The sequence below is a fragment of the Acinetobacter brisouii genome (assembly GCF_008993995.1).
In the GTDB taxonomy this organism is placed as follows: domain Bacteria; phylum Pseudomonadota; class Gammaproteobacteria; order Pseudomonadales; family Moraxellaceae; genus Acinetobacter; species Acinetobacter brisouii_A.
The window spans coordinates 1-5238 of the sequence record NZ_BKNN01000104.1; the positions used below are offsets into that span (position 1 = coordinate 1).

Below are 5238 nucleotides of genomic sequence, written 5' to 3' on the forward strand. Positions count from 1 at the left end.
AGTTGATCAGTCGAAAATATATTTCATTGATTGAATTGGTAGAAATTTCTCGAAGTTTATTTGAGCGAATTTTTAGTCAGTAAGATTAATGAGCCAGATTTAGTACTTTTAGTAAAGTACAAATGATTTTAAACTGAAGAGTTTGATCATGGCTCAGATTGAACGCTGGCGGCAGGCTTAACACATGCAAGTCGAGCGGAGTTTTGGTGCTTGCACCAAGACTTAGCGGCGGACGGGTGAGTAATGCTTAGGAATCTGCCTATTAGTGGGGGACAACGTTTCGAAAGGAACGCTAATACCGCATACGTCCTACGGGAGAAAGCAGGGGATCTTTGGACCTTGCGCTAATAGATGAGCCTAAGTCGGATTAGCTAGTTGGTGGGGTAAAGGCCTACCAAGGCGACGATCTGTAGCGGGTCTGAGAGGATGATCCGCCACACTGGGACTGAGACACGGCCCAGACTCCTACGGGAGGCAGCAGTGGGGAATATTGGACAATGGGCGAAAGCCTGATCCAGCCATGCCGCGTGTGTGAAGAAGGCCTTTTGGTTGTAAAGCACTTTAAGCGAGGAGGAGGAGCTTCAGGTTAATACCCTGGATGCTTGGACGTTACTCGCAGAATAAGCACCGGCTAACTCTGTGCCAGCAGCCGCGGTAATACAGAGGGTGCAAGCGTTAATCGGATTTACTGGGCGTAAAGCGCGCGTAGGCGGCTAATTAAGTCAAATGTGAAATCCCCGAGCTTAACTTGGGAATTGCATTCGATACTGGTTAGCTAGAGTGTGGGAGAGGATGGTAGAATTCCAGGTGTAGCGGTGAAATGCGTAGAGATCTGGAGGAATACCGATGGCGAAGGCAGCCATCTGGCCTAACACTGACGCTGAGGTGCGAAAGCATGGGGAGCAAACAGGATTAGATACCCTGGTAGTCCATGCCGTAAACGATGTCTACTAGCCGTTGGGGCCTTTGAGGCTTTAGTGGCGCAGCTAACGCGATAAGTAGACCGCCTGGGGAGTACGGTCGCAAGACTAAAACTCAAATGAATTGACGGGGGCCCGCACAAGCGGTGGAGCATGTGGTTTAATTCGATGCAACGCGAAGAACCTTACCTGGCCTTGACATACTAAGAACTTTCTAGAGATAGATTGGTGCCTTCGGGAACTTAGATACAGGTGCTGCATGGCTGTCGTCAGCTCGTGTCGTGAGATGTTGGGTTAAGTCCCGCAACGAGCGCAACCCTTTTCCTTACTTGCCAGCATTTCGGATGGGAACTTTAAGGATACTGCCAGTGACAAACTGGAGGAAGGCGGGGACGACGTCAAGTCATCATGGCCCTTACGGCCAGGGCTACACACGTGCTACAATGGTCGGTACAAAGGGTTGCTACCTAGCGATAGGATGCTAATCTCAAAAAGCCGATCGTAGTCCGGATTGGAGTCTGCAACTCGACTCCATGAAGTCGGAATCGCTAGTAATCGCGGATCAGAATGCCGCGGTGAATACGTTCCCGGGCCTTGTACACACCGCCCGTCACACCATGGGAGTTTGTTGCACCAGAAGTAGCTAGCCTAACTGCAAAGAGGGCGGTTACCACGGTGTGGCCGATGACTGGGGTGAAGTCGTAACAAGGTAGCCGTAGGGGAACCTGCGGCTGGATCACCTCCTTAACGAAAAGACGGATTGATTGGTAAGAATCCACAACAAGTTGTTCTTCTAAGATGTATCTGAGGGTCTGTAGCTCAGTTGGTTAGAGCACACGCTTGATAAGCGTGGGGTCACAAGTTCAAGTCTTGTCAGACCCACCAAGTCTAAGGCTGAGATTGAATAAATTGAAGTTACAGAAAGAAGATACATTATTAATGATATAAGCTGGGGACTTAGCTTAGTTGGTAGAGCGCCTGCTTTGCACGCAGGAGGTCAGGAGTTCGACTCTCCTAGTCTCCACCAAGTACTTTTAAGTACAAAGCTAAAGATTGCAGAAATTAGTAAATAAGCGAAAGCGATTTATTAACTTCTGTGATTTAAGTATCACGGTATTAGTGTGATCCGACGAGGACACATTAACTCATTAACAGATTGGTAAAATTGAGTCTGAAATAAATTGTTCACTCAATTCAGAAGACAGTAGCAAGTAATTGTGAATGTTGAATGAATATGAGAACTAGCAAATTAACTGAATCAAGCGTTTTGGTATATGAATTAGATTGAAGCTGTACAGTGATTAAGTTCACGAGACTCTAACTGTGAGAAAGGCTAGTTTACTAGTTGATCTTGTTGTTAATCTTACTTGTAAGGATTAACGACTGTTTGGGGTTGTATAGTCAAGTAATTAAGTGCATGTGGTGGATGCCTTGGCAGTCAGAGGCGAAGAAAGACGTGATAGCCTGCGAAAAGCTTCGGGGAGGCGGCAAATATCCTGTGATCCGGAGATGTCTGAATGGGGAAACCCACCTACCATAAGGTAGGTATTGCATGATGAATACATAGTCATGCAAGGCGAACGAGGGGAAGTGAAACATCTCAGTACCCTTAGGAAAAGAAATCAATTGAGATTCCGTCAGTAGCGGCGAGCGAACGCGGATCAGCCCATTAAGTTATCTAAGTTTTAGTGGAATGCTCTGGGAAGTGCAACCATAGCGGGTGATAGTCCTGTACACGAAAGGGCTTAGATAATGATGTCGAGTAAGGCGAGGCACGTGAAACCTTGTCTGAATATGGGGGGACCATCCTCCAAGGCTAAATACTCCTGACTGACCGATAGTGAACCAGTACCGTGAGGGAAAGGCGAAAAGAACCCCTGTGAGGGGAGTGAAATAGATCCTGAAACCGCATGCATACAAGCAGTGGGAGCACCTTCGTGGTGTGACTGCGTACCTTTTGTATAATGGGTCAGCGACTTATATTCAGTGGCGAGGTTAACCGTATAGGGGAGCCGTAGAGAAATCGAGTCTTAATAGGGCGTTTTAGTCGCTGGGTATAGACCCGAAACCGGGTGATCTATCCATGAGCAGGTTGAAGGTTGGGTAACACTAACTGGAGGACCGAACCCACCGTCGTTGAAAAGCCGGGGGATGACTTGTGGATAGGGGTGAAAGGCTAATCAAACTCGGTGATAGCTGGTTCTCCCCGAAAGCTATTTAGGTAGCGCCTCGGACGAATACCATAGGGGGTAGAGCACTGTTTCGGCTAGGGGGTCATCCCGACTTACCAAACCGATGCAAACTCCGAATACCTATGAGTACTATCCGGGAGACAGACTGCGGGTGCTAACGTCCGTAGTCAAGAGGAAAACAATCCAGACCGCCAGCTAAGGCCCCAAAATCATAGTTAAGTGGGAAACGATGTGGGAAGGCATAGACAGCTAGGAGGTTGGCTTAGAAGCAGCCACCCTTTAAAGAAAGCGTAATAGCTCACTAGTCGAGTCGGCCTGCGCGGAAGATGTAACGGGGCTAAAACTATGTGCCGAAGCTGCGGATTTACGCTTATGCGTAAGTGGTAGGGGAGCGTTCTGTAAGCCGATGAAGGTGTGTTGAGAAGCATGCTGGAGGTATCAGAAGTGCGAATGCTGACGTGAGTAACGACAAAACGGGTGAAAAACCCGTTCGCTGAAAGACCAAGGGTTCCAGTCCAACGTTAATCGGGGCTGGGTAAGTCGACCCCTAAGGCGAGGCCGAAAGGCGTAGTCGATGGGAAATTGGTTAATATTCCAATACTTCTGTGTAATGCGATGAGAGGACGGAGAAGGTTAAGTCAGCCTGGCGTTGGTTGTCCAGGTGAAAGACAGTAGGCATGCATCTTAGGCAAATCCGGGGTGCTTTATGCTGAGAGTTGATAGCAAGCTGTACTTGTACAGTGAAGTGGCTGATACCATGCTTCCAAGAAAAGTCTCTAAGCTTCAGTTACACAGGAATCGTACCCTAAACCGACACAGGTGGTCAGGTCGAGTAGACCAAAGCGCTTGAGAGAACTCTGCTGAAGGAACTAGGCAAAATGGTACCGTAACTTCGGGAGAAGGTACGCTGCTGATGGTGATGGGACTTGCTCCCTGAGCTGTTGGCAGCCACAGAAACCAGGCCGCTGCAACTGTTTATTAAAAACATAGCACTCTGCAAACACGAAAGTGGACGTATAGGGTGTGATGCCTGCCCGGTGCTGGAAGGTTAATTGATGGGGTTAGCGTAAGCGAAGCTCTTGATCGAAGCCCCAGTAAACGGCGGCCGTAACTATAACGGTCCTAAGGTAGCGAAATTCCTTGTCGGGTAAGTTCCGACCTGCACGAATGGCATAATGATGGCGGCGCTGTCTCCAGCAGAGGCTCAGTGAAATCGAAATCGCTGTGAAGATGCAGTGTACCCGCGGCTAGACGGAAAGACCCCGTGAACCTTTACTGCAGCTTGACATTGAACTTTGACCTTACTTGTGTAGGATAGGTGGGAGGCTTTGAAGTTGGAACGCTAGTTCCAATGGAGCCGTCCTTGAAATACCACCCTGGTAATGTTGAGGTTCTAACTCTGTCCCGTTATCCGGGACGAGGACCATGTCTGGTGGGTAGTTTGACTGGGGCGGTCTCCTCCTAAAGAGTAACGGAGGAGTACGAAGGTGCGCTCAGCGTGGTCGGAAATCACGCGTAGAGTATAAAGGCAAAAGCGCGCTTAACTGCGAGACCCACAAGTCGAGCAGGTACGAAAGTAGGTCTTAGTGATCCGGTGGTTCTGTATGGAAGGGCCATCGCTCAACGGATAAAAGGTACTCTGGGGATAACAGGCTGATACCGCCCAAGAGTTCATATCGACGGCGGTGTTTGGCACCTCGATGTCGGCTCATCTCATCCTGGGGCTGAAGCAGGTCCCAAGGGTATGGCTGTTCGCCATTTAAAGAGGTACGCGAGCTGGGTTTAGAACGTCGTGAGACAGTTCGGTCCCTATCTACCGTGGGCGCTGGAAATTTGAGAGGATCTGCTCCTAGTACGAGAGGACCAGAGTGGACGAACCTCTGGTGTACCGGTTGTGACGCCAGTCGCATCGCCGGGTAGCTATGTTCGGAAGGGATAACCGCTGAAAGCATCTAAGCGGGAAGCCTACCTCAAGATAAGATTTCCCTAGGACTTTATGTCCTCTAAAGAGCCGTTCGAGACTAGGACGTTGATAGGTTGGGTGTGGAAGTACGGTGACGTATGAAGCTGACCAATACTAATTGCTCGTGAGGCTTGACTATACAACACCCAAGCAGTTGTATATA

Annotated in this window: 2 tRNA genes and 2 rRNA genes; all 4 read left to right on the forward strand. The window is 49.0% G+C overall.

The window, feature by feature from the left end:
- Window positions 1-130 precede the first annotated feature (130 nt).
- The 4 genes from GBN19_RS14375 (at window position 131) to GBN19_RS14390 (ending at window position 5214) form a co-directional block, all read left to right on the forward strand.
- Window positions 131-1667, forward strand: a 16S ribosomal RNA gene (locus tag GBN19_RS14375).
- Between the two features lie 61 nt (window positions 1668-1728).
- A tRNA-Ile gene (locus GBN19_RS14380) sits at window positions 1729-1805 on the forward strand.
- A 66-nt stretch (window positions 1806-1871) separates the two neighbouring features.
- A tRNA-Ala gene (locus GBN19_RS14385) sits at window positions 1872-1947 on the forward strand.
- Between the two features lie 372 nt (window positions 1948-2319).
- Window positions 2320-5214 (forward strand): 23S ribosomal RNA (locus GBN19_RS14390).
- Together the 16S and 23S rRNA genes with 2 tRNA genes alongside form the textbook arrangement of a ribosomal RNA operon.
- Window positions 5215-5238: the final 24 nt, after the last annotated feature.